The organism is Xanthomonas arboricola pv. guizotiae, from assembly GCF_002940205.1.
GTDB classification, from domain to species: Bacteria; Pseudomonadota; Gammaproteobacteria; order Xanthomonadales; family Xanthomonadaceae; genus Xanthomonas; species Xanthomonas arboricola_C.
On sequence record NZ_MDSK01000031.1, the window covers coordinates 14628 to 34818 of the forward strand.

18 protein-coding genes are annotated in these 20191 nt (G+C 65.5%); 11 read left to right on the plus strand and 7 right to left on the minus strand.

Features of this window, described 5'->3' with window-relative positions; genetic code table 11:
• Positions 1-72 precede the first annotated feature (72 nt).
• Complete coding sequence (gene aat, locus XarbCFBP7408_RS16915; RefSeq protein ID WP_104563947.1) at positions 73-822, plus strand: leucyl/phenylalanyl-tRNA--protein transferase; 750 nt, start codon at positions 73-75, stop codon at positions 820-822.
• 80 nt (positions 823-902) lie between these two features.
• A complete protein-coding gene (gene infA, locus XarbCFBP7408_RS16920) occupies positions 903-1121 on the plus strand; it encodes a translation initiation factor IF-1 (RefSeq protein ID WP_104563982.1) in 219 nt (72 codons plus the stop codon).
• A gap of 284 nt (positions 1122-1405) precedes the next feature.
• Here the strand turns inward: infA and clpA are convergent, their stop codons facing one another.
• Both clpA and clpS read right to left on the minus strand, forming a co-directional pair.
• A complete protein-coding gene (gene clpA, locus XarbCFBP7408_RS16925; protein ID WP_104563948.1) occupies positions 1406-3688 on the minus strand; it encodes an ATP-dependent Clp protease ATP-binding subunit ClpA in 2283 nt (760 codons plus the stop codon).
• 142 nt (positions 3689-3830) lie between these two features.
• A complete protein-coding gene (clpS, locus tag XarbCFBP7408_RS16930) occupies positions 3831-4151 on the minus strand; it encodes an ATP-dependent Clp protease adapter ClpS (RefSeq protein WP_016901748.1) in 321 nt (106 codons plus the stop codon).
• Between the two features lie 89 nt (positions 4152-4240).
• Between clpS and XarbCFBP7408_RS22825 the strand changes: the two genes are divergently transcribed.
• The 6 genes from XarbCFBP7408_RS22825 to XarbCFBP7408_RS16955 all read left to right on the plus strand — a co-directional run bounded on the left by XarbCFBP7408_RS22825 (position 4241) and on the right by XarbCFBP7408_RS16955 (position 8314).
• Positions 4241-4405: a hypothetical protein gene (locus XarbCFBP7408_RS22825; RefSeq protein ID WP_181106746.1), complete on the plus strand. Its 165-nt coding sequence runs from the start codon at positions 4241-4243 to the stop codon at positions 4403-4405.
• Entirely contained in the window at positions 4402-4860 is a 459-nt protein-coding gene (locus XarbCFBP7408_RS16935; protein WP_104563949.1) for an NUDIX hydrolase, read from the plus strand. Before XarbCFBP7408_RS22825 ends, XarbCFBP7408_RS16935 begins: the two co-directional genes overlap by 4 nt.
• The gene (mnmA, locus tag XarbCFBP7408_RS16940; RefSeq protein ID WP_104563950.1) at positions 4857-5993 is read left to right on the plus strand and encodes a tRNA 2-thiouridine(34) synthase MnmA; all 1137 of its coding nucleotides are present in this window, start codon (positions 4857-4859) and stop codon (positions 5991-5993) included. The genes XarbCFBP7408_RS16935 and mnmA overlap by 4 nt, the downstream gene beginning before the upstream one ends.
• On the plus strand, positions 5993-6607 hold the full coding sequence (hflD, locus tag XarbCFBP7408_RS16945) for a high frequency lysogenization protein HflD (protein ID WP_104563951.1): 615 nt from the start codon (positions 5993-5995) through the stop codon (positions 6605-6607). The genes mnmA and hflD overlap by 1 nt, the downstream gene beginning before the upstream one ends.
• Positions 6608-6667: 60 nt before the next feature.
• Positions 6668-7945 (plus strand): methyl-accepting chemotaxis protein, encoded by a 1278-nt coding sequence (locus XarbCFBP7408_RS16950; protein ID WP_181106748.1) that lies wholly within the window; start codon positions 6668-6670, stop codon positions 7943-7945.
• An 84-nt stretch (positions 7946-8029) separates the two neighbouring features.
• Positions 8030-8314, plus strand: a complete 285-nt coding sequence (locus XarbCFBP7408_RS16955; RefSeq protein ID WP_104563952.1) for a hypothetical protein — start codon at positions 8030-8032, stop codon at positions 8312-8314.
• An 896-nt stretch (positions 8315-9210) separates the two neighbouring features.
• On the opposite strand, the gene XarbCFBP7408_RS16960 is transcribed toward XarbCFBP7408_RS16955, so the two are convergent.
• The gene (locus tag XarbCFBP7408_RS16960) at positions 9211-11997 is read right to left on the minus strand and encodes a sensor domain-containing protein (RefSeq protein ID WP_181106750.1); all 2787 of its coding nucleotides are present in this window, start codon (positions 11995-11997) and stop codon (positions 9211-9213) included.
• Positions 11998-12117: 120 nt separating this feature from the next.
• On the opposite strand from XarbCFBP7408_RS16960, the gene XarbCFBP7408_RS16965 reads away from it, so the two are divergent.
• Positions 12118-14250 (plus strand): PAS domain S-box protein, encoded by a 2133-nt coding sequence (locus XarbCFBP7408_RS16965; RefSeq protein ID WP_181106751.1) that lies wholly within the window; start codon positions 12118-12120, stop codon positions 14248-14250.
• A gap of 3 nt (positions 14251-14253) precedes the next feature.
• Positions 14254-15975, plus strand: a complete 1722-nt coding sequence (locus tag XarbCFBP7408_RS16970; protein ID WP_104563954.1) for an EAL domain-containing protein — start codon at positions 14254-14256, stop codon at positions 15973-15975.
• Positions 15976-16124: 149 nt separating this feature from the next.
• On the opposite strand, the gene XarbCFBP7408_RS16975 is transcribed toward XarbCFBP7408_RS16970, so the two are convergent.
• The 4 genes from XarbCFBP7408_RS16975 to flgA all read right to left on the minus strand — a co-directional run bounded on the left by XarbCFBP7408_RS16975 (position 16125) and on the right by flgA (position 18872).
• The gene (locus XarbCFBP7408_RS16975; RefSeq protein ID WP_104563955.1) at positions 16125-17351 is read right to left on the minus strand and encodes an ATP-binding protein; all 1227 of its coding nucleotides are present in this window, start codon (positions 17349-17351) and stop codon (positions 16125-16127) included.
• 150 nt (positions 17352-17501) lie between these two features.
• On the minus strand, positions 17502-17834 hold the full coding sequence (locus XarbCFBP7408_RS16980) for a hypothetical protein (protein ID WP_024939614.1): 333 nt from the start codon (positions 17832-17834) through the stop codon (positions 17502-17504).
• A 15-nt stretch (positions 17835-17849) separates the two neighbouring features.
• Positions 17850-18161, minus strand: a complete 312-nt coding sequence (gene flgM, locus XarbCFBP7408_RS16985) for a flagellar biosynthesis anti-sigma factor FlgM (RefSeq protein WP_016901729.1) — start codon at positions 18159-18161, stop codon at positions 17850-17852.
• 66 nt (positions 18162-18227) lie between these two features.
• Positions 18228-18872 carry a flagellar basal body P-ring formation chaperone FlgA gene (gene flgA, locus XarbCFBP7408_RS16990; RefSeq protein ID WP_102584546.1) on the minus strand — a complete coding sequence of 215 codons (645 nt, stop codon included), beginning with the start codon at positions 18870-18872 and terminating at the stop codon, positions 18228-18230.
• Between the two features lie 290 nt (positions 18873-19162).
• Here flgA and XarbCFBP7408_RS16995 point away from each other — a divergent pair, with 290 nt between their 5' ends.
• Complete coding sequence (locus XarbCFBP7408_RS16995; RefSeq protein ID WP_104563956.1) at positions 19163-20107, plus strand: chemotaxis protein CheV; 945 nt, start codon at positions 19163-19165, stop codon at positions 20105-20107.
• The last annotated feature ends 84 nt before the right edge of the window (positions 20108-20191 follow it).

Genomic DNA, 20191 nt, shown 5'->3' on the forward strand with positions numbered 1-20191 from the left:
TGCGCACCGCCGCGTGCCGGTGATGCTCCTCGCCCTGGGCGCGAGGTGTACGACACGCCCTACACTGCGCGCATGTCCCGCGCCCTTCCCTACCTGCTGGCGGCCGATCCGGCCGCGCCGTTTCCGCCGGCCGAGTCCGCGTTGCGCGAGCCTGACGGCCTGCTCGCCATCGGCGGCGATCTGTCGCCGCAGCGCCTGCTCAACGCCTATGCCAGTGGCGTGTTTCCCTGGTTCTCGGAAGGCCAGCCGATCCTGTGGTGGAGCCCGGACCCACGCACGGTGTTTCGCACCGATGGCGTGCGCCTGTCCTCGCGCTTCCGCCGCCAGCTGCGCAGCAGCCACTGGATCGTGCGCGCCGATAGCGCCTTCGCGCAGGTGATCGATGCCTGCGCCTCGATTCCGCGTGCCGGCCAGGATGGCACCTGGATCACCACGCCGATGCAGCAGGCCTATCTCGAACTGCATCGGCTGGGCCATGCGCATTCGCTGGAGGTGTTCGATGGCACGCGCCTGGTCGGCGGCATCTACGGCGTGGCGGTCGGCCGGATGTTCTTCGGCGAGAGCATGTTCAGTGCCGACAGCGGCGGCTCCAAGGTGGCGCTGGCTGCGCTGGCCGCGTATCTGCACTCCTGCGGCTGGCCATTGCTCGACGCGCAGGTGGAGAACCCACACCTGATGCGCCTGGGCGCGCAACGCCTGCCACGTGCAGAGTTCCTGCAGCAGGTGCGGCCGCAGGTCGGCCAGGCGGCGGCGCCGGGCAGCTGGTCCGAGTGCTACGGCGAACGGCCTGCCAGCGCGCTCGCTGACGTCCGCTTAACATAAAATTTGCGCCGCAGGGAGATGGGGCGTAAAATCCCGTCCCTTACGGCCCTCCCGGGCCAGCCGTGATTGCACAGGATTACATGTCGAAAGACGACTCCATTGAATTCGAAGGCAGCGTCTGCGAGACGCTCCCCAACACCACGTTCCGGGTCAAGCTGGAAAACGGGCACGAGATCATCGCCCACATCTCCGGCCGCATGCGCAAGAACTACATCCGCATCCTGACCGGCGACCGGGTCAAGATTGAGATGACTCCCTACGACCTGACCAAGGGTCGTATTACCTACCGCATGAAGTAAGCGGTTCTGGTGTGAGACGCGAGGCGGCCAATGGCCGCTTTTTGTCGTGGCCGGGATTTGCGTAGCTGGATGGCAGCAGCGATCGGGTTTGTTGGCTTGCCTCACCCTCGCTTGCGCCCTTGCCGTCAGCGCTTGCCCCTTGGTGCTACATCGCCCAGCTTCGGAGGCGCAGCGTCGTGGCCGCTCGCGAGCTGCCCGGCCTCCGCAACCAACCGGGCCATGTTCCGAGGACATAAAAAAACCGCTCTTTCGAGCGGTTTTTTCGTTTCAGGACCGCAAGGCGATCAGTCCACCGTTGCCGGCAGCAGACGCTCCGGCTCCGGGTGCGCTTCCACCACCAGCTCGCCATCCTTGACGTCGATATTGACCCGGCCACCCTCCACCAGCTTGCCGAACAACAGTTCGTCGGCCAGCGGACGCTTGATCTTCTCCTGGATCACCCGCGACATCGGACGCGCGCCCATCAGCGGATCGAAGCCATGCTGGGCCAGCCAGTCGCGCGCAGTCGGGGTGGCCGACAGCGAGACGTGCTTTTCCTGCAACAGCATTTCCAGCTCGATGATGAACTTGTCCACCACCCGCAGGATGTGGTCGAAGCCCAGCGGCTGGAACTGCACGATCGCATCCAGGCGGTTGCGGAACTCGGGCGTGAACCCGCGACGGATCGACTCCATCGCATCGGTGGAGTGATCCTGCTTGGTGAAGCCGATCGACCGCCGCGATGCCTGGGTGGCACCGGCATTGGTCGTCATCACCAGGATCACGTTCTTGAAATTCGCCTCGCGCCCGTTGGTGTCGGTGAGGATGCCGCGATCCATGACCTGCAACAGGATGTTGAAGATGTCCGGATGCGCCTTCTCCACTTCGTCCAGCAGCAGCACGCAGTGCGGCGTCTTGACGACCTTCTCGGTCAGCAAGCCGCCCTGATCGAAGCCGACATAGCCCGGAGGCGCACCGATCAGACGGCTGATCGAATGCGCTTCCATGTACTCGGACATGTCGAAGCGCACCAGTTCGATCCCCAGCTGCAGCGCGAGCTGCTTGGTGACCTCGGTCTTGCCGACGCCGGTGGGGCCGGCGAACAGGAAGTTGCCGATCGGCTTTTCCGGATTGGCCAGACCCGAGCGCGCCAGCTTGATGGAGCCGGCCAGCGTCTCGATCGCCGGGTTCTGCCCGAAGATCACCATCTTCAGGTTGCGCTCCAGATGCTGCAGCACGTCCTTGTCGGTCGCGCTGACCTGCTTGGCCGGGATCCGCGCCATCTTGGCGACGATGGTTTCGATTTCCTCGATATCGATCAGTTCCTTGCGCTTGCCTTCCGGCAGCAGACGCTGACGCGCACCGGCCTCGTCGATCACATCGATCGCCTTGTCCGGCAGCAGGCGGTCGCCGATGTGCTTGACCGACAGGTCCACGGCCGCCTGCAGCGCGTCATCGGCATAGGTCACGCCGTGGTGCGCCTCGTACTTGGGCTTGAGGCCCTGCAGGATTTCGAAGGTCTCGCCCACGGTCGGCTCGACGATGTCGATCTTCTGGAAACGGCGCGCCAGTGCACGGTCCTTTTCGAAGATGCCGCGGTATTCCTGGAACGTGGTCGAGCCGATGCAGCGCAGCTCGCCTGACGACAGCGCCGGCTTGATCAGATTGGAGGCGTCCATGGTGCCGCCCGACGCCGACCCGGCACCGATGATGGTGTGGATCTCGTCGATGAACAGCACCGCGTTGGGCACCTTCTTCAGCGCCGCCAGCACGCCCTTGAGGCGCTTTTCGAAGTCGCCACGGTACTTGGTGCCGGCCACCAGCGCGCCCAGGTCCAGCGAGAAGATCACCGCATCGGCCAGCACTTCCGGCACGTCGTTGTCGACGATGCGCTTGGCCAGGCCCTCGGCGATCGCGGTCTTGCCCACACCGGCCTCGCCCACGTACAGCGGGTTGTTCTTGCGGCGGCGGCACAGCACCTGGATGGTGCGCTCGATTTCGTCGCCGCGGCCGACCAGCGGGTCGATCTTGCCGTTGCGGGCCTGCTCGTTGAGATTGGTCGCGAACTCGGCCAGTGCATCGCCCTTGACCTCGCCCTCCCCGCCCTCGCTCTTGGACTCGCCATCCGGCGCGGACGGCTGCTCGCCATCCTCACCCAGCTTGGCGATGCCATGCGAGAGGTAATTGACGATATCCAGGCGGGTGATGTCTTGCTGGTTCAGGAAGTACACCGCGTGCGAATCCTTCTCGCCGAAGATCGCCACCAGCACGTTGGCGCCGGTGACTTCCTTCTTGCCCGAGGATTGCACGTGATAGACCGCACGCTGCAGCACGCGCTGAAAGCCCAGGGTGGGCTGGGTGTCGCGGCCATCGTCTTCGGCCAGGCGCGAGACCGAAGCCTCGATCGCCTGCTCCAGATCGTTGTGCAAACGCACCTGGTCGGCACCGCAGGCCTTGAGGACGGCCTGGGCGGACGGGTTGTCCAGCAGCGAGAGCAGCAGGTGCTCGACGGTCATGAACTCATGACGTGCCTCGCGTGCTCGCTTGTAGCACTGGCCGATGGTTTGCTCTAGGTCTTTGCTGAACATTGGTAACTCCGAACGGCTGTTGCCAACAATATGCGGCTTTTGTTGGGATTTACCACAACCCTATCGGATAGGCATGTTCAGACGGCGTTAGCATATGATTGCAGCCACAGTGTTGCGCTGCTGGAATGATCGGTTTGCTGCCTCAGGTCTGTTCCATCGTGCACAGCAGCGGGTGCTGGTTCATGCGCGAGAATTCGTTGACCTGCGCCACCTTGGACTCGGCGACTTCGCGGCTGTAGACACCGCAGACGCCGCGCCCACGGGTATGGACATGCAGCATGACCTGCGTGGCTCGCTCCAGATCGAGGTTGAAAAACTGCTGCAGCACCGTCACCACGAAGTCCATCGGGGTGTAGTCGTCGTTCAGCAAAAGCACCTGATAGCGCGGCGGTGGCGCCACTTCAGGCTTGCTGGCTTCGACCGTGAGGCCGTGATCGTGTTCGTGTGAGGTCTTCCGAGGCATCCGGGCATTATACGGTTCATCGCCGCACGCATTGGACGATTTACGCCGCGCCCCGCACAATTTGTCTCCGATTCCACGGCTGGCCCTTGATGACCGATTTCCTGACCACGCCGTCGCTGGCGCCGTCGTTCACCGCCGACTTGCCCAGCTCCGTGCACCTTGCCGGGTCGCAGCGCCGCTTGACCCGGCTTCAAACCGTGCGGTTCGCCGCTAGCGCCAGCGCGGCCCCGATCACGCAGGACCTGCAGCGATGAGCGCTTGCGAGCAACGCTGGCATCCGGATGTCACCGTGGCCACCGTGGTGGTGCGCGACGGGCGCTTCCTGCAGGTCGAAGAAAGCATCGGCGACCGGCTGTTGTTGAACCAGCCTGCCGGGCATCTGGAACCGGACGAAAGCCTGCTCGACGCGGCGGTGCGCGAGACCCTGGAAGAGACCGGCTGGGACGTCCGCCTGACCCACTTCATCGGCACCTACCAGTGGGTCGCTCCGACCGGCCAGTGCTTCCTGCGGTTTGCGTTTGTCGCCGAGGCCGTGACCCACCATCCCGAGCGCAGCCTGGACACCGGCGTGGTGCGCGCGTTGTGGATGACGCCGGACCAATTGCGCTGCGCGACCGAGCGCCTGCGCAGCCCGTTGGTGTGGGAAGTGGTGGCCGACTACCTGGCCGGCCAACGCCATCCCTTGGCCCTGGTGCGGCACGTCGCATGAGTACGCCGCGGATCGTCGTCGGTGTCTCCGGCGGTGTGGATTCGTCGGTGGCGGCCTGGCGGCTGGCCCAGCAGGGCGAGTCGATCGCCGGGCTGTTCATGCAGAACTGGGCCGACGACGGCAGCGGCGATTGCCGCGCCGAGGACGACCGCCGCGATGCGGTGGCGGTCTGCGGGGTGCTGGGCGTCCCGTTCCACTTCCGCGATTTTTCCGGCGAATACTGGCGCGGCGTGTTCGAGCATTTCCTGGCCGAATACGCGGCCGGGCGCACCCCGAACCCGGACGTGCTGTGCAACCGCGAGGTCAAGTTCAAGCATTTCCTGGATGCGGCCCAGGCGCTGGGCGCCGAGCGCATCGCCACCGGCCACTATGCGCGGGTGGCGTACAGCGGCGGGCGCTGGCGCCTGCTGCGCGGCGCCGACCGCGGCAAGGACCAGAGCTATTTCCTGCATCAGCTGGGACAGGCCCAGCTGGCCGCGACGCTGTTTCCGATCGGCGACATGGAAAAAAGCACGCTGCGCCGGGTCGCCCAGGACGCCGGCCTGCCGACCCACGCCAAGAAGGATTCCACCGGCATCTGCTTCATCGGCGAGCGCGATTTCCGCGAGTTTCTGGGCCGTTACCTGCCCGCGCGCAGCGGCGAGATCCGCGATCCGCAGGGGCAGCGCATCGCCGAGCATCCGGGGGTGTTCTATTTCACCCTGGGTCAGCGCGAAGGCCTGAACATCGGTGGCGTGCGTGGGCGTGCCGCCGCGCCGTGGTACGTGGTCGGCAAGGATGTGGCGAGCAACGTGCTGTATGTGGACCAGGACCGCGACAGCCCGCTGCTGCAATCGCGCTGGCTGCAGTCCGAGCGGGCCCACTGGGTCACCGGGGCGCCGCCGGCGCGCAGCTTCGGCTGCACCGCACAGACGCGTTACCGGCAGCCCGACGAGCCGTGCACGGTGGAGGTACAGGACGATGGCAGCGTGCAGGTGCGTTTCGAGCGGCCGCAGCGGGCGGTGACGCCCGGGCAGTCGCTGGTGTTGTATGACGGCGAGGAATGCATGGGCGGCGCGGTCATTGCCGCCACCGATGCACCGCTGGAACGCCAACTGGCGGGATCTTCCTTTTCACCTGAGGTAGTGGCTTGATGAGTTCTTCCATGGATCACCGCGTGCTGGCGCTTGCCGGCGTCGCCCAGGCCCTGCAACAGGTGCGGCGGATCGCCGAAACCGGGCATTCGGAGGCTGCGACGGTGCGTACCGCCATGGACAGCGTGTTCCGGGTGGATGCGGCCTCGCCGGTGGCGGTGTACGGCTCGCCAGCGGACCTGGCGCCCGGCCTGCGGCTGCTGCACAACTATTTCCACAATCAGGGCCAGGACGAGGTCCTGCCGCGGCTGGCGCTGGCGGTGTTGCAGCTGGAGCGACGCTTCGTGCGCGATACCGCCACCGTGGCCACGGTCTCCAACGGCATCGAGGCGGCAGCGCGGCAGGCGCAGCAGCTGGGCGACAGCGGCCACCCGGACGTGCTGAGTTCGCTGGGAGGGCTGTATGCGCAGACCATCAGCCACCTGCGCCCCAAGGTCATGGTGCAGGGCAATCCGCATTACCTGGGCCAGGCCGGCGTGGTCGCGGAAATCCGCGCGCTGCTGCTGGCCGCGGTCCGCTCGGCGGTGTTGTGGCGGCAGATGGGTGGCAGCCTGTGGGATTTCCTGTTCGCCAAGCGCGCAATGATCGAGGCGGTGGACCGCGCGCTGCGCTAAACCAAGGACGAACCCGGCGTGCCGCACGCGTAGGCGGTCGCTGGCGCATGTCAACAAAGCTTGAACGGGCGGGACGATGTGGCGATCGTCGCTAAAGACACAGGGGGTACGGCCGATACAGCAACCGTGACTCTGCCGAGAACGCCCATGTATTCACGTCCACTTATCCGTCTGGCCGCCCCTTTGGCCCTGACCTTGCTGTTCCCCTTCGCTGTCGGATTCGACTGGCCCGCTTCGGTGCGCTGGGCGATCCTGGCGACCATGACGCTCAGCTGGCTCGGTTTCGCTGCCTGGGTGACCTACTCCCAGTTCCGGCCCAATCCGGACCAGGCCCGCATCCTGCGCGAGCAGGACCAACTGCTCAACGAACTGCGTACGTTCGTCAGCAACGAAGTCGACGGTTCGCGCTCGGAAGTCGAGCGTGCCCGCGAACTGATTCGCCAGGCCGTGTCCGGCCTGGGTGGCAGCTTCGAAGCGATGAATCGCAAGTCGCGCCAGCAAAGCCAGGCACTGGCCCGCATCGTCGACCGTGCCGGTGACGACGGCAGCGCCGGCGTCGACGTCGCCCGCTTCGCCCAGCACGCCAGCTCCCGCATGGAGCAGTTGGTGGAAGCGCTGGAACAGGTGAGCGGCCAGAGTACCAACACGGTGCACCACATCGATGAGATGGCGCAGCACCTGGATGGCATCTTCGCGCTGCTGGAAGACGTCAAGTCGATCGCCGACCAGACCAACCTGCTGGCCTTGAACGCCGCCATCGAAGCAGCCCGTGCCGGTGAAGCCGGTCGCGGCTTCGCGGTGGTCGCCGACGAGGTGCGCAATCTGTCCGAGCGTTCCACCACCTTCAACGAACAGATCCGCAAGCTGGCACACAGCTCCAAGGAATCGATCGCCAAGGTGCGTGAAACGGTCTCGCAGCTGGCCTCGCGTCATATGGATCGCTCCCGCGAAGCCCGCCACGAATCGGCGGCGATGCTGGAGAACGTCGCGCAGATCAACGCCTCGCTGGGCGACGGCATGCGCGAGATCTCCGAATGCGCGCGTTCCATCGACGGTAGCGTGGCCGAAGCGGTGCGTGCCCTGCAGTTCGAAGACATCGCCACGCAGACACTGAGCGGTATCCACACCCACCTCGATCGCCTCACCGCGATCAACCGTGAAGCGGTGGCGCTGCAGGAACTGCTGCATCGCAATGGCGGCGTGTACGACAGCGACCTGGTCGCCGCGCTGGCCAAGGTGTCCAACCGCCTGCGCGACATGCGAGTGGAATGGGAGCGCCCGCCGCACAAGCCGGTGGCGCAGCAAGGCATGGGCGCCGGCACGGTCGAACTGTTCTAAGACCGATGCCCTTCCCTGCTTGATTTCCGACATTCCCCGGGCTTCCGTGGATTTGTCGTTCCGCAACAATCTGGTATTTCGCTGATGACACTCCTTGCCCCGCCTACCGATGCACCCACGGCCGTGCTGGAATCAGCCGCACTGGCGGCTGCACACGCCCAGCGCATTGCGCAAAGCGACGCGGCCCGGCCCGCGCTGCGCAGCGTGCGCATGCCGGCCGCGCTGGAACGGCTGGAGCGTGCCGCCCGTGCGGAAGTGCAGGCAATGCAGAATCCGCGCCGCAGCTGCAGCGAAGAACAACTGCTGTTCGCGACCGTGGCCTGGGACCTGGGTCTGGATGGCGCCGCTGTCGACGTATCCGGACGCTGACGTCGTTGTACGACGGCGGGGCGTGCCTCGGCAGGCGCCCCGCTGGCTGTCTCCACTGCCCGACCTTTGGCGTCCCTGCATCAGGCCGTGCCACCCGGCGTGGCTCCGAACACACAATGCCATGCGATTGCAGCACCAGGGTGAGGTCTCCCCTGCCGGCCTGCTCGACGACTTCTACGACACCACGTCGGATGTAGAGCGCCTAGCTCTGTAGCTTGGCAGCAGGGCCCTTGCCTGCCCACCGTTGCGGGACACGCCGTGAATCCGTCCCTCGATGCTCTTACTGCGGCATCCATGCCGCACAAGGTCCCGCGATGATGAGCGGGCTGCACCGGCACGACGCTACTGTTGCCCAGAATCCCGGCGTGTACCTTTTCGGTCCTCTGGCGCGTGCTGGATCAGGTGTAGAGCGCCTGGCTTTGCAGGTTGGTTGCAGGGCCCTTGCCCGCCTACCATCGCAGGACACGCCGCAAGTACATCCATGTAGGCTCTTACGCGGCATCCATGCCGCGTAAGGTCCCGCGACGGTAGGCGGGCAAGGACCTGTCGAGATGGTCGGTGTGTGTGGTTGCAAGCAGAGCATGAGGTGCATTGTTCGGATCACCTTGCGTCCGAAAATCCTCCTCACGCAAGCCGAATAACAGGCAGGCTTTCGACAGGCAGGCTATGGACTTCTCAAAGTCTCAAGGCCTTGCAATATATGTGTCTTTGTCCGGCCACCGACCAACTCTCTGGTGCAGTGCCCCTGTCGGTTGCTGGGCCCCGAGGAGCCTCCATGAACGGATTCACGGCGTGTCCCGCAAGTGGCGAGGGCATCGCGCCCTCGACTCGCTGAGCTTCTGAGCGGCGCATTTCAATAGCCGGGCGGGCGACGCCCGGCACTGCGACAGCTTGCGTCAGTTGGCGATGACCATGCGCGCGCCAAGGCGCATGCCGGCTTCGGCTTCGCGCAGCCACTGCGCCATGTCGCGCGGCGACAGCGGCCGCGAATAGAAGTAGCCCTGGATTTCGTCGCAGCCCTGCTGGCGCAGCAACGCGTCTTCCTGCACCGTTTCCACGCCTTCGGCGACCACCTGCATGCCCAGCGCGTGGCCCAGATGCACGATGGCCTGGGTCACTTCGGCGGTGTTGGCGTCGTCGAGCATGCCTTGCACGAAGCTGCGGTCGATCTTCAGACGCTGCACCGGGAAGCGGTTGAGGTAATGCAGGTTGGAGAAACCGGTACCGAAGTCGTCCACCGCCAACAGCACACCATTCTGTTCGAACAGCTCGAAGCAGCGGCGCAGCGCGTCGGAATCGCGGATCAAGGCCGACTCGGTCAGTTCCAGTTCCAGGCGTGACGGCGACCAGCTGTTGTCGCGGCAGATTTCCAGCACGCGCTCGGCAAAGCCGCGCTCGCGCAGCTGCACCGCAGACACGTTGACCGCGATGCGGCTGAAATTGAGCCCGGCGCGATCCCAGACCACGGCCTGGCGACAGGCCTCGCCGATCACCCACTCGCCCAGGCGCACGATCTCGCCACACTCCTCGGCAATCGGAATGAACTCGACCGGGCTGCACTGGCCATGGCCGGGACGATTCCAGCGCATCAGCGCCTCGATCGCGGGCGAGGATTCGCCCACCGTATTGACCACCGGCTGATACACCAGGGTGAACTCTTCGCGTTCCAGCGCACCTTGCAGCGCGTGTTCCAGCTCCAGGCGACGCTGGGCGCGCATCAGCACGTCCTGGCTGTAGTAATGGAAGGTGTTGCGGCCCGATTCCTTGGCGGCATACATCGCCGCATCGGCGGCGCGCAGCAGGCTGTCGAAATCCGACAAACCTTCACCCTGCAGCGCGATGCCGATGCTGGCCCCGAGCTTGAGGGTGACGTGGTCCTTGCGCAGCGGCTCGCCCAGCGCGCTGATCAGCTTGCGCGCAACATGGCCGGCATCTTCCGGCTCGGAGAGATCGCGCAGCAGCACGATGAATTCATCGTCGCTGAAGCGGCCGAACAGGTCGCTGTTGCGCAGATGCTGGTGCAGGCGTGCGGAGGCCAGCTTGAGCAGATTGTCGCCGGTGGCGTGACCGAACGAATCGTTGATGCTCTTGAAGCCATCCAGATCGATCAGCAGCATCGCCAGCACATGGCCGCGCTCGTGCGCTTCGCGAATCGCGTTCTCTGCCTGCTCGCGCAGCAGGAAGCGGTTCGGCAGACCGGTCAGGCGATCGTAGTGGGCCAGCAGCTCGATGCGCTCGTTGGCTTCGCGTTCGCGGGTGACGTCGCGGAACAAGGCGACGAAGCGTGGCGGCAGGCCTTCGCGACGGTCCAGCTCGATCAGCACCTGGACCCAGACCCGCTGGCCGGAGTTGCGGTAGAAGCACAGCTCCAGCTGCTCGGGCAGGCCGCCGTCGGAAATGCGCAGCAGCGCCGCCTCGAAGGCGTCGCGCGAATCCTGGGTGTACAGCGACAGTGCCTGCTCCAGGGTGATGTTTTCCTTGCGCAGGCCGTGGATGCGGTAGCACTCCTCGGTCCACTGCATACGCCGGGTGTCGACCTCGATCTCGCAGCCGCCGATCTTGCCCAGCGCAGACACGCGGTTGAGCAACTCGGTGCGCCAGCGGATCAATGCATCGGTCTGGCGCTGCTCGGTGACGTTCTGCAACTGGCCTAGCAGACGCACCATGCCGCCATTGCGGTCCAACACCGGCTGCGCCCAGACCCGCAGGTGATGCGGATTGACGCCGGCAAGCCCGTTGATTTCCAGCTCGAAATGCACCGGCAGGCCTTCGTGCTTGATCTTGCGCCAGGCACTGCGCAGATGCGCAACCGACGGCCGGCCCAGCAGGCGCAGGATGTCGCGAATGCCCTGCAGGCGCTGCTCGGTCATGCCGAGCTGGTGCAGGAAATCCGGCGACACCCACAGCACGTCATCGAGCGTGTCCCAGCTCCAGCTGCCCATGCTGGCGATGCGCTGGGCCTCTTCGAGCTGGGCCTGCTGCTCGCGCAGCTGCTGCTCGAGCAACTTGTGGTGGTGCACATCGGTATGCGTGCCGACCATGCGCAGCGGGCGGCCGTCGGCGGTCCGCGATACCACGCGGCCGCGATCCAGGATCCAGCGCCATTGGCCATCGTGCTGACGCAGGCGGAATTCGGCGGTATAGGTATCGGTGCGGCCGTCCAGGTGGGCCTGCACGGCCGCACTGACCAGCGCATGGTCGTCGGGATGGATCAGCCCGGACAACGCGGTGAGATTGTTCGGCAGCGGCTGCTCGGAATAACCGAGCATGCGGGTCCAGCGCTCGGAGCGGTAGACCACATCGGCTGGAATGTCCCAGTCCCACAGACCGTGATCGGCGCTGTCCAGACCCATTTCCCAGCGGCTGGTACCGTCGGCGCCCATCGGCTCGGGGATGCTCAGGGTGTAGGCCATGACCTGGCCGTGTTCGTCGCTGACCGCGCGCAGCCAGCCTTCCAGACGCCCGCCACCGGTGCCCGGCAGCACGCAGGCGGTCATGCCGCCGCTATTGGCCACCTGGACCCGACTGCTTTCCAGGACTTCGGCATAGGCGCCAAGGGTGGACGGCAATCCCAGCGATTGCGCAACCCGGTTGGCCGCCAGAGGCTGACCATGCGCATCCAACAACACCACCGCCGAGGTCAGCGGGTGCTGCAGCATGCTTGCAATGACGCCTGAGTCCACTCTGGAACACTCCGAAGAATCGACCCCGGCCTTCGGAGTCGCAATGGATAACGGCCGTTTCCCGGATTAGTTGAGGCGCGTGTTTCCGGCTCGACCGAACCGGGCCGAGTTGCGGCTAAGATGGTTGCATCGTCAGCACCAAAGGTCGTCCGCGGACCCATGCCTCATCCTGTCGCCGCGCCCGCGTTTTCGTCCGCTCCCGTTTCCCGTCTTCGCCTCGCCAAGCGCCTGCAACAAGGTCTGTGGACCCTGACCGGGCTGTACCTGCTGGTCGGGGTGATCTGGCTGCTGCTGGGCAACCGGCTGCTGCACCTGGCCGGCGCCGCCATGCCGGAACGCTGGTCGGACGCCAGCTTCCTGCTGGTGTCGAGCATCGTCATTCATCTGGTGCTGCGCCGCTTCATGACCTTGATCGTGGACGAGCACGCGCAGCTGGCGCAGTCCGAGGCATTGCTGCAGGCCAAATTCCTGGCCCTGCCCAGCCCGGCCTTCATCTACGACCTGGCCACCATGCGCATCCTCGATGCGAATCCGGCGGCACTGGAATTCTTCGGGTGGGAACGTGACGAATTCCTGCAGCAGACGCTGCAGGCGATCTGGCCCAACGCCGATGGCGACCGGCTGGAAGAGATCATCACGCAGATCCGCGGCAAGGGCGACACCACCTGCGTATTGAACGAAGACCTGCTGACGCGCAGCGGGCCGCGGCATGTGGAGGTGCGTAGCAATCAACTGCATCTGTCCAGCGGCCCTGCCCGCCTGGTGGTCACCGTGGACCGCAACGAAGAGCGCCAGGCGCAGCATCTGCGCGACGAGGCGCTCGAACGCCTGGAGGAAGCGCAGAGCATCGCGCGGCTGGGCTCCTGGCAGCTGGACCGCACAACCGGCCTGGGCCGCTATTCGCCGGCGGTGTATCGCCTGCTCGGCCGCAGCGTGCCCATGCATCGGCGCGAACATCGGCTGGAAGAGCTGCTGACCGCCTCCGACAGCGCCACCCAGGCGCGCATCGAGCGCATGATCGAGGACATGTGCACCGGTGGCGACGTGCAGATCGATGTGCTGCTGCCGCTGACCGGCGGCGACTCGCAGCCGCGCACCGTACATCTGCGCGCCGAAAGCGTGACCAGCCCGAACGGCGCCCGGCATATCCACGGCACGCTGCAGGACGTCAGCGAGCGCGAGCAGTCGCGCCGCTTGCTGCGCGAGCGCGAGGAGCAGTTCCGCGAGCTGGTCAGGGTGCTGCCCGATGGCGTGCTGATCCTGGCCGACGAACACGTGATGTATGCCAATGCCGCCGGTTCCGTGCAATTCGGCTTCCAGGGCGAAACCATCCTGGGCGAACCGTTGCAGACCCTGGTGAGCGACGGCGACCTGCCGGTGGTGCGCGAGTACCTGCGCGCGGGCAGCGATCGCAACGAGCCGGTGTCCAGCGCACGCGCGATGCGCCGCCGCGATGGCAGCACCTTCTATGCCGGCCTGTCGGCCGGCGATATCCGCTATGGCGGACGCAGCTGCAAGTTGCTGGTGGTGCGCGACCTGAGCGAACCCGAACGCATGCGCGATGCGCTGGCCGAGAGCAATGCCGAGTTGCAGGCGATGGCCAAGCGCCTGTTCTCGCTGCAGGAGGACGAACGCCGCGCGATCTCGCGCGATCTGCACGACGACATCGGCCAGGCGATCACGGCGATGAAGCTGTCTGCGCATGCGGCGCTGGACGAGCCGGATCCTGACGCGCGCCGCGAAGACCTGCTGGAAGTGGTGTCGCTGGCCGACAGCACCGTGACCAAGCTGCGTAACCTGTCGATGCTGTTGCGTCCGCCGCAGCTGGATGCGCTGGGTCTGGAAGCGGCACTGCGCTGGCAGGCCTCGATGCTGTTTCGCGCATCGCCGGTGCGGCTGGAGCTGGATATCCAGGCGCTGGACGTGCGCCCGGGCAACGAGATCGAGCAGGCGTGCTTCCGGATTGCGCAGGAAAGCCTGACCAACGCGTTGCGCCACGCCTGCGCCGGCGAGGTGCACATGCGGCTGTACTCGATCGACAGCGAGAGTTTCCGCCTGGAAGTCAGCGACGACGGCGATGGCTTCGAACCGGAGGGCCCGCGTGGGCTCGGGCTCATCGTGATGCGTGAGCGTGCGCAAACCGTCGGCGGTACGCTCGCGATAGAATCAGCACCCGGAGCAGGCACGCGCGTGACGTTGCGCCTGCCCTATCACCCGGTCGGCGAACCCGTCCACGACGATGGTGGACGTTAAGTCATGTGGAGCCCCGTAATCCCGCCCGGACTGGAAATCGTCAAACCCACCCGCCTGGGCGCGGGCAATCCCGAACTGCTGCACCTGGTGGACGCTGCCGCATCCGGCGGCCCGCCGTTGATGGTGTTCCATATCGACATCGATCACTTCGCCTCGATCAACGAGAACATGAGCGCCGAAGTCGGCGATCAGGCGCTGACGCTGGTGGCGCGCCGGCTGCAGGATTTTCTCGGCACGCGCGGCAAGCTGTGGCGTCACGGCAGCGATGAAATGGTGGTGGTGGCGGTGCGTCGCGAAGACACCCCGCTGCCGGAGGATTTTGCCGAAGAGATCCGCCAGCAGCTGGAACTGCCGCTGTCGGTGCTGCCGTACACCTTGTTCATGACCGGCAAGGTCGGCATCAGCCTGTGTCCGGAACACTCCACCTCGCTGTCGATCCTGCTCGACTACGCCGAAGAAGCCAGCTACCAGGCCGCACGCGAAGGCGGCAATACGGTGCGGCTGTACACGCGCAACTCGGCCACCAACGCGCATAGCGAAAGCATCATTGCGCGGCAGATCGTCGATGCGATCCCGCATGGCGAACTGCGGCTGCGCTACCAGCCGCTGGTGAGCGCGCGCGACGGCCGCATCGTCGGCATGGAGGCGCTGCTGCGCTGGCAATCGCCCACCCTGGGCATGCTGGTGCCGGAGCGCTTCATGCGTACCGCCGAGCGCCTTGGGGTGATCGTGCAGATCGGCGAATGGGTGCTGCAGAACGCGGTGCGCCAGGCGCGGCTGTGGCGCGACCAGGGCTTCGACGATTTCAGCATCGCGGTCAACGTCTCCACGCTGCAGCTGTTGCGCCCGGGCTTTTTCAACGAAGTGATGGCGATGCTGCAGACCGCCGGCGTGCCGGCGCAGTTCGTCACGCTGGAGATCAACGAAAGCGCGTTGACCAACAACGTCAACTTCGTCCACGAGACGATGGCCAACCTGCGCAACGAAGGCATCAGCCTGAGCCTGGACAACTTCGGCACCGGCGATTCCAGCCTGAGCGCACTGGTGCGCTATCCGGTGGACCGGCTGAAGATCGACCGCAGCTTCATCAAGAGCGCACCGGCCGGCAGCCGCGAGGCGGCGATTGCGCGCGCGATCATCGCGATGGGCCACCAGCTCGGCATGACGGTGATCGCCAATGGCGTGGAATCGCAGGCGCAACTGGGCTTTTTGCGGCGCAACGATTGCGACATCTTCCAGGGCTACCTGTTCGGCGAACCGATGTCGGCCGAGTCGGCCGGCATGGCGCTACGCCGCCGCTACCTGCGTCCGGAATCGTTCGCCGAAAGCCGCCCCGACCGCACGCTGCTGCTGCTGGACGACGAAGAGAACGTGCTGCGCTCGCTGGTGCGCCTGTTCCGCCGCGACGGCTACCGCATCCTGGCCGCCGGCAACGTGCGCGACGCCTTCGACCTGCTCGCCACCAACGACGTGCAGGTGATCCTGTCGGACCAGCGCATGAGCGACATGAGCGGCACCGAGTTCCTGGGCCGGGTCAAGATGCTCTACCCCGACACCGTGCGCCTGGTGCTGTCCGGCTACACCGACCTGGCCACGGTGACCGAGGCGATCAACCGCGGCGCGATCTACCGCTTCCTGACCAAGCCCTGGAACGACGACGAGCTGCGCGAGCATATTCGCCAGGCATTCCGCACGCATGATGAGCTGCGTAACGGCAGGGAATAGGGAATCGGGAATGGGGAATGGGGAATTGGTAGAGCAGATCTCTACCGCTTGATTCTCCGCGTGCCAAATCGTGCCTCAAAACCAAAGCACCAGCGCATGCCGCTCTCCCGATTCCCTACTCCCGATTCCCCATTCCCAGCGCGCCAGCGCTACCGCGGCTGCCGCACCGGCAGCACGATCCGGAAACTGGCGCCCTGCCCCGGGATGCTTTCGACGTCGATGCGGCCGTGGTGCTTGTTGATGATGCCGTAGGAGATCGACAGGCCCAGGCCGGTGCCGCTGCCGACCGGCTTGGTGGTGAAGAACGGGTCGAAGATGCGTTGCAGCAGGTCCGGGGCGATGCCCGCGCCGCTATCCTGGAACTGGATCCAGACATGCTCGGCCTCGTCGCGGCCGGTGGTGACGGTGATCGTGCCGCGCTCGACGATCGCCTGGCCGGCGTTGAGCAGCATGTTCATGTAGACCTGGTTGAGCTCGGACGGCAGGCACTCCACCAGCGGCAGCTCGGCATAATTGCGCTCCAGCGTGACCTTGTACTTGAGCTCGTTCCAGATGATGTTGATCGTGGATTCGAGACCGGCATGCAGGTCGACCATCTTCCACGACTCGGAACGGTCCGAATACGAGAAGTCCTTGAGGTCGCGCACGATGCGGGTGACCCGCTCGATGCCCTCGCGCGACTCGGCCATCAACTGCGGCAGGTCGCGGCTGATGAAGTCGATGTCGGCGCGGTTGCGGATCTCGTCGATCTCCGGAATGAGCGCCTTTGGGTCCGGCGCCTGCAGCGCGCGTTCGTAGGCTTCGATCAGCGTGAACAGGCTGCGCAGGTATTCCTGCAGGCTGCCGAGATTGGAGTGCACGTAACCGATCGGATTGTTGATTTCATGCGCCACGCCGGCGGCCAGCTGGCCGATGGAGGCCATCTTTTCCGACTGCAGCAGCTTGTCCTGCGCGCCGTTCAAACGCAGGTAGGCCTGGCGCAGTTCGGCATGGCGCTGCTGCAGCTCGCGCTCGTAGTCCTGCTGGCCTTCGATGTTGTGGAACAGTGCCAGGAAATGCCCGACGCCCTGCTCCTCGTTGTAGTACAGATGCGCGATGACCACACGATCGGCCACCGGCAGGCTGCCGGTCCAGCTGCCCTTGCTGCGCGCCTGATTCAGCGCATCCGACGGCAGCACCTGCGAGATCCGCTCGCCGAGATTGCGGTCGTCGGCAGGATCTTCCTTGCACAGGCTCTGGCGGGCGATGGCGTTGGCCAGGATCAGCTGCCCGTCGGCGCGGAACAGCAGCACACCCTCGAGCATCTGGTCGCCGAAGGCGCGTAGCATGGTCGAGGACGGTAACAGGGTTTGATTGAGAAAAAACTTGGCAGTCACGGGACACGGCGGCGGAGAGGACGCTGCAATATACGCCGAACCGCCCAGGCCTCGTATTGCGCGGGTCCACGCTCTTGCACGCCGGGCAGCTCGGCGCTGCGCCACACACACCTGATCCGACCTGCGCGCGCTCGGGCGCGCGGCGGTGCTTCAGGCCACGGCCAGCGAACGACCGCCGCGCAGCACGCTCGATTGGCCCTTGGCGTCGTAGGACGGCGCACTCTCGGTGCGGCCCAGATGACGCAGTGCCCAGTTCACTTCGCGGCGCCGGCGTGCCAGCAGCGCGCCATTGGCACGATTGGCTTCGGCCAGTTCGCGCAGCCGCTCTTCTTCGCCCTGGGGCATTGCCGCTTCCAGCGCGCGCAGTGCCGACAGCTTGTCCTGCGTGTGGCGCATCAACCCATCGATGTCGTTCTCGAGTAATGCCTGGCGTTCGCCGGCCAGCGCATCGCTGAGACGTTGCAGGAACTCGTTCACGTTCATCCTTTGGGTCGGGGATTAACCCGCCAGTTGCTGATTCAGATCCATCATGCGGCTGGCGATGGCATCCGGGTTGATGGAATAGCTGCCGTTTTGCAATGCATCCTTCACTGCCTGGACGCGACCGGTGTCGATCGCCGAGGACTGCGACAGCGTGCGCTGCAGGTTCTGCAGGTTGGTCGCCTCACCGGTCAGCTTGACGCTGTCGGTCGGCGGCAATGCGGCGATCGGGGACGCGCGATCTTCACCGGCCGAAGCGATCTTGCTGCTCGTGGCCGCGGTGCGAAGGGTTGCAGCGGTCGGTAGATTGCCTTCGATTTTCTGGCTCATGTCGGGAACTCCTCTACAGGTCGTAGGGGATAACGGCAGGCCAAAAAAAAACTTTATAGCGATTTTCTATCTGGACACCACAACGGTCCCGCTCGCTTCGACGATCCCCTGCACCACCCGGCGCGAAGAGGAATTTTCCACCGAAACCCGCTCGTTTTCGCCGGCATCGGACAGCGCGCGCCCGCTCATGCGCACCTCCAGACCACCATTGCGCGACACCAGCGGCACGGTGTCGCCGCGCCGGACCAGCCGCTGCGTGACCAGATCGTTGGACGACAGCAGCGAGCCGGCCGGCAGGATGCGCCGGGCAGTCTTGCCCACCGCCGCCACCGGATCGGCCAGCACCGCGCCGACGATGCGCGCGGCATCGCGCTTCTCGATACTGATATCGGCCAGCGAAATGACTTCTCCAGCGCTGATGCCGCGGCGCAGCACCAATACATCCTGGTTGCGGCGCACCTTCAGCGGCACGAACAGGCGCCAGCCGGCCGGCTGCGGGCAGGCCACTTCCACCGTATTGGTGCCGGTCGGCTGCGCCTGCAGCGCGATCGGACAGGCCGGCATGCGCAAGCCCGGATCCAGCGTGGCCTCGGCCTCGGCATCCGGGCCAACGGTGGCCAGTGCCGCAGCGCGGATGGAATCGACAGACTGATAGCTCTGGGCCCAGGCCGGAGCGGCAGCCAACAAGATGACAAGCAGGAGCAGGCGCATGGGACCAGATCCGGAGGGAGACGGAATAGGCAGTGCAAGAGGCGTGCCTGTTTTTGAATCGGGAATCGGGAATCGGTCGGGGGCTGAGCCTTGATCGGTCTTCGCTGCTGATGTGCGATTTGCTTAGTGAACACCTTAGGTACGTCACAACACGGTCCTTCGCCTCGGGCTTGCTGCAAAAAGCCCTCCGCTTTTGCGATTCCCCATTCCCGACTCACGATTCCCGACAGCGCCCCACGCCAACCGTAAAACCGCTCAAGTTTTCCGAGGGCGCTGTCGATATCTGCCCCATGACCCACGATCTGCTCAACCGCATCGACCAGCGCACGCGTCTGGCTGGCCACAACCGACTGGCCCTGCTGCTGTTCCGGCTGGGCGGGCGCCAGCTTTTTGGCGTCAACGTGTTCAAGGTGCAGGAAGTGCTGCGCCGTCCGGAGCTGTTCCAGGTGCCCGGCCTGCCGACCGAGTTCGCCGGCGTGGCCGACGTACGCGGGCGCTCGGTGCCGGTGCTGGACCTGGGCCTGGCGATCGGCCACCCGGAGCGCGACGCGCACTCGGAAAGCGGCCCCGGCTACCTGGTAGTGGCCGAATTCAACCGCTCGGTCCAGGGCTTTCTGGTCAGCGGCGTGGAGCGCATCGTCAATATCGCGGTGGAAGATATCCACCCGCCGCCGGAGCTGGGTGCCGAAGCCACTTATTTGACGGCGGTGACGCGCTTCCAGGGCGAGTTGATCCAGGTCATCGACGTGGAAAGCGTGCTCGCCGACATCGCCAAGGTCAGCAAGGACGTGCAGCTGGATCCCTCGCTGCAGCTGGTCGCCTACGACCGGCAGTTCCAGGTGCTGGTGGTGGACGACTCGCGGGTGGCGCGCCAGCAGATCCGCAGCGTGCTCGACCAGCTCGGCGTCTCGGCGACCTTGTTGTCCGACGGCCGCCAGGCGCTGGACCACCTGTTGCAGGTGGCGGCATCAGGCGAGAATCCGGCCGACCGTTATGCGATGGTCATCTCCGACATCGAAATGCCGGCCATGGACGGCTACACGCTGACGACGGAAATCCGGCGCACGCCGGGCCTGCAAGGCCTGTACGTGCTGCTGCACACCTCGCTGTCGGGCGTGTTCAACAACGCCATGGTCGAACAGGTCGGCGCCAACGCCTTCGTGGCCAAGTACAGCGCCCACGAACTGGCCGACTATGTGCTGGCGCGCCTGAAAGTGGTCGCCGAAGCGGCCTGAGCAAGGCCAGGCGGCTGCCGGGTCGGAGCCGACGGCAGCGACAAGGCGCCGCGCCGGGCGTCCAGGAGCACGGCAACATTGACG

Coding starts and splice junctions, on each gene's coding strand:
- clpA (WP_104563948.1), bottom strand. CDS start 3,688: ATGTTCAGCAAAGACCTAGAGCAAACCATCGGCCAGTGCTACAAGCGA.
- XarbCFBP7408_RS16965 (WP_181106751.1), top strand. CDS start 12,118: ATGGTTGCATCGTCAGCACCAAAGGTCGTCCGCGGACCCATGCCTCAT.
- flgA (WP_102584546.1), bottom strand. CDS start 18,872: ATGCGCCTGCTCCTGCTTGTCATCTTGTTGGCTGCCGCTCCGGCCTGG.
- XarbCFBP7408_RS16970 (WP_104563954.1), top strand. CDS start 14,254: ATGTGGAGCCCCGTAATCCCGCCCGGACTGGAAATCGTCAAACCCACC.
- XarbCFBP7408_RS16935 (WP_104563949.1), top strand. CDS start 4,402: ATGAGCGCTTGCGAGCAACGCTGGCATCCGGATGTCACCGTGGCCACC.
- aat (WP_104563947.1), top strand. CDS start 73: ATGTCCCGCGCCCTTCCCTACCTGCTGGCGGCCGATCCGGCCGCGCCG.
- hflD (WP_104563951.1), top strand. CDS start 5,993: ATGAGTTCTTCCATGGATCACCGCGTGCTGGCGCTTGCCGGCGTCGCC.
- XarbCFBP7408_RS22825 (WP_181106746.1), top strand. CDS start 4,241: ATGACCGATTTCCTGACCACGCCGTCGCTGGCGCCGTCGTTCACCGCC.
- XarbCFBP7408_RS16995 (WP_104563956.1), top strand. CDS start 19,163: ATGACCCACGATCTGCTCAACCGCATCGACCAGCGCACGCGTCTGGCT.
- clpS (WP_016901748.1), bottom strand. CDS start 4,151: ATGCCTCGGAAGACCTCACACGAACACGATCACGGCCTCACGGTCGAA.
- XarbCFBP7408_RS16955 (WP_104563952.1), top strand. CDS start 8,030: ATGACACTCCTTGCCCCGCCTACCGATGCACCCACGGCCGTGCTGGAA.
- mnmA (WP_104563950.1), top strand. CDS start 4,857: ATGAGTACGCCGCGGATCGTCGTCGGTGTCTCCGGCGGTGTGGATTCG.
- flgM (WP_016901729.1), bottom strand. CDS start 18,161: ATGAGCCAGAAAATCGAAGGCAATCTACCGACCGCTGCAACCCTTCGC.
- infA (WP_104563982.1), top strand. CDS start 903: ATGTCGAAAGACGACTCCATTGAATTCGAAGGCAGCGTCTGCGAGACG.
- XarbCFBP7408_RS16980 (WP_024939614.1), bottom strand. CDS start 17,834: ATGAACGTGAACGAGTTCCTGCAACGTCTCAGCGATGCGCTGGCCGGC.